This is a genomic window from Luteococcus sp. (genome assembly GCF_043424415.1).
Lineage (GTDB): Bacteria > Actinomycetota > Actinomycetes > Propionibacteriales > Propionibacteriaceae > Luteococcus.
In genome coordinates this window covers 1-3498 of sequence record NZ_JBHWOO010000291.1, presented here as the reverse complement: position 1 = coordinate 3498, position 3498 = coordinate 1, and the positions used below count along the sequence as shown (strand labels likewise).

At 72.4% G+C, this 3498-nt stretch carries 3 protein-coding genes and 1 pseudogene; 1 reads left to right on the top strand and 3 read right to left on the bottom strand.

Translation table 11 applies throughout. The features are described 5' to 3' along the window. Positions 1–117: 117 nt before the first annotated feature. The 3 genes and pseudogenes from ACHFFZ_RS16355 to ACHFFZ_RS16345 all read right to left on the bottom strand — a co-directional run. On the bottom strand, positions 118–324 hold the full coding sequence (locus ACHFFZ_RS16355) for a hypothetical protein (protein WP_394277652.1): 207 nt from the start codon (positions 322–324) through the stop codon (positions 118–120). An 87-nt stretch (positions 325–411) separates the two neighbouring features. Further along, the gene (locus ACHFFZ_RS16350) at positions 412–1116 is read right to left on the bottom strand and encodes a response regulator (RefSeq protein ID WP_394277651.1); all 705 of its coding nucleotides are present in this window, start codon (positions 1114–1116) and stop codon (positions 412–414) included. A gap of 158 nt (positions 1117–1274) precedes the next feature. Further along, positions 1275–1895 (bottom strand): annotated as a pseudogene (locus tag ACHFFZ_RS16345) (sensor histidine kinase); the annotation flags it as partial. A 764-nt stretch (positions 1896–2659) separates the two neighbouring features. On the opposite strand from ACHFFZ_RS16345, the gene ACHFFZ_RS16340 reads away from it, so the two are divergent. Beyond that, on the top strand, positions 2660–3400 hold the full coding sequence (locus tag ACHFFZ_RS16340) for an ABC transporter ATP-binding protein (protein WP_394277653.1): 741 nt from the start codon (positions 2660–2662) through the stop codon (positions 3398–3400). The last annotated feature ends 98 nt before the right edge of the window (positions 3401–3498 follow it).

The window sequence follows — 3498 nt, the reverse complement described above, 5'->3', positions numbered from 1 at the left end:
GATCTGGCGTCCGGCACCACGAGGTGCCGGACGCCCCGCGTCGCGTTCGTGGGATGTGCTTGTCGGGGAGATGGTCGTCGGGGGATCAGCGTGGCTGGGGGTGGGAGTCCCCTCAGCTCACAGGCACCACAGGATGCGGCTTCGACCGAGCTGGCCGCTTGCGGCGCTCGAGAGGCTGGTGGACGCGGCCTGCACGGCGTGCGTGTGCGGGGTGGCAGGGTCTTCGGTCGCGACGGGGGATGCCTGGGCGGCGCTGCTGCCGAGATAGAGGAGCGCGCCGGTGGCAATGAGGACAAGGACTGACTTCTTGGGGGAGTTGGTCATGGCCAAGAATCTAGGCCCGATTGCTTGCATTGTGCATCCAACCTGAGGCTGTGGTTGAGGTTTGTCCTACCCGCCGTCGGGAAGGTGTCAGGGCCGAGGCCGCACCAGCCCCGTGTCATAGGCCAGCACCACCATCTGGATCCGGTCACGCAGCTGCATCTTGGCCAGGATGTGGCCGATGTGGGTCTTCACCGTCGCCTCGGCCAGGAAGAGCTTCGCGGCGATCTCGGCATTGGTCAGCCCCCGCCCCACCTCCACCAGCACCTCGCGCTCCCGCTCGGTCAGCGGGGCAAGCTGCTCCTGCGCCCCGAGCTGCTCGCGCGGCCCCGACGGCAAGGAGGGCAGGAAGCGTTCCAGCAGCCGGCGGGTGGCCGTCGGCGCCACCACCGACTCGCCCCGGTGCACCGCCCGGATGGCGGCCAGCAGCTCGGCCGGCCCGGCGTCCTTGAGCAGGAAGCCCGAGGCGCCGGCCTTGAGCGCGGCGTAGACGTACTCGTCGAGGTCGAAGGTGGTCAGCACCAGCACCATCGGGGCGGGCTGGGCCGTAGGATCGTGGGCGCCTGCATCGCGGGCCTCGACGATCCGGCGGGTGGCCTCCACCCCGTCCATGACGGGCATCCGCACGTCCATCAGCACCACGTCGGGGCCCAGCTGCGCCACCCGCTCGACGGCCTCGGCGCCGGTGCCCGCCTCGCCCACGACGCTCATGTCGGGCTGGGCGTCGAGCACCATGCGGAAACCGGCGCGCACCATCGCCTGGTCGTCGACGAGCAGCAGTCGGATCGGGGTCATCGGGTCTCCTCGGTGGTGGTCGGGGCTGAGCTGGTGGTGGCCGGGCTGGACGACGGTCCGGGGGCTGGGAGCAGCCCTGTGGACGAGGGGCCTCCTGTGGATGGTGGCGGGCCACTGCCCGTGACGGGCTCCTGTCGTGGCGTGGCATCGGGGCGCGGTTCGGCGGGCAGGTGGGCCAGCACCTCGAAGCCGCCGCCTCGTCGTGGGCCGGCAGTGAGCTGCCCTCCCCAGGCGGTCATCCGTTCCCGCATACCCACCAGGCCGTGGCCGCGGCCGTCGTCGGCGGCCGGACCGGTGCCGGTGTCGCTGACCCGCACCAGGAGGCCGTCGTCGAGGTGGGTGAGCACCACCCGCACCGTCGCCCCCGGCCCGGCATGCTTCATCACATTGGTGAGCGACTCCTGCACCACCCGGTAGACGGCCATCTGCGCGCCCTCCCCGAGCGGGGCGTGCAGCTGGTCCGAACCCTCGACGACGAAGTTCGCGGGCACCCCGGCGACGCGCAGCTGCTCGACCAGGCTGCCCACCTGGTCGAGCGTGGCCGCCGGCGCCAGCTCCAGCTCGTCGCCCTCCTGGCGCAACACCCCCACCAGCCGCCGGGTCTCCCCGAGCGCCTCGCGGGCCGTCTGCCCGATCGTCTCGATGGCCCGCGAGACCTGCGCCAGCCGCGCCTCGGGGTCGCCGATCTCGTCATGGCTGGCCAGATAGCCCGCCCCGTCGGACTGGACGACGATCACGCTCAGCGAGTGGGCGACGATGTCGTGCATCTCGCGCGCCAGCCGGTTGCGCTCCTCCTGCGCCACCAGGGCCATGCCCTGTGCCCGTTCGCGTTCCAGTGCCTCGGCGCGCTCCCGCCAGGACTGGTGGGTGAGGTCCTTCTGGCGGCCCCACTGCCCGGCGAACCAGCAGCTCAGCACGAAGGCCAGGCAGAAGGCGGCATTGGCGACGACCGGCACCAGGGCACCCGCCAGGCTCCCGTTCGGGTTGTAGACGGGGCCCCACCCCCAGTCGAGGCCCGCCAGCGCACAGCCCGCCAAGGCCAGCCACAGGCACAGCCGCGCCCATCGTGGCTCGGCATGGCGGGCGACCGCGTAGACCATGATCGGGGCGGTCATGTTGGCCGGCATGAAGTTGCCCATCGTGACCAGCTGCACCAGGTGCGCGGGGATGATGGCCAGCGCGGCTGCTGCCGGGAAGGTGCGCCGCCACAGCAGCGGCAGCGTGAAGGCCAGGCTCCACGCCACCCGCGCCGGATCGCCCATCCGCGGCGGCTGCCAGCCCAGGCTCGACAGGCCGCCGTAGGTGCTGAACCAGACGAAGAGCATCAGCAGCACGTCGCCGCGGCGCGGCCGCAGCAGGCGCTGCTGCCAGCTGCGGGACGGCTCGACCCCGGCCGCGACGGGCCGGGCCGCGACGGGGCGTGAGGGCATGGAACCACCCTAGGATCCGGCAGCGACGAGAACGTGCCCCCACGGAATGGCGCGCCTCTCATCCCACGGGTGGAGGCGGGTGGTTGGCAGACCACTCGCCGGGCCGACGCGCGATGAGGCCACCTGCGGGAAGTCTGGGTGCCATGAACCACCACGTCCTGGCCGCCACTGGCCTCACCAAGACCTACGGCCCCACCGTCGCCCTCGGCGGGGTCAGCATCGCCATCGGTGCCCGCGAGTCGGTGGCCGTCATGGGCCCGTCTGGATCGGGCAAGACCACCCTGTTGCACTGTCTGGCCGGCATCCTCACCCCCGACCGGGGCGAGGTGCTGCTGCAGGACGGCGATACGGTGCGCGTCGATGCACTCGGCGCCGAGCGGCGCTCCCGGTTACGACGCGAACGTTTCGGCTTCGTCTTCCAGCAGGGGCTGCTGCTGCCCGAGCTCACCGCCCTGGAGAATGCCGCGCTGCCACTGATGCTCACCGGCCTGGCCCGGCGCGAGGCCGAGACCCAAGCCGCCGGCTGGCTGTCACAGCTCGGCCTGGCCGGCCTGGAGGACCGACGGCTCGGCCAGCTGTCGGGCGGCCAGGTCCAGCGCGTCGCCATCGCCCGTAGCCAGGCGACCAATGCCGTGGTCACCTTCGCCGACGAGCCGACCGGCGCCCTCGATCAGCAGACCTCCAGCGAGGTGCTCGACGCGCTGCTGCAGGCCACCGTCGGGCGGGGCCGCACCCTGGTGATGGTCACCCACGACGAGCACGTCGCGGCCCGCTGCTCGCGCATCGTGCGGCTGCAGGACGGCCAGGTCATCAGCGACTCCGCGCCCAGCCAGCCCGCGGGGAGCCCGGCATGAGCGCCACGACGGAGCTGGTGCGGCTGCTGGCCCGCCCGACGATGGCCGACCGCTCCAGCTGGGGCCTGCCGGTGACGGCGATGGCCGTCGCCAGCACC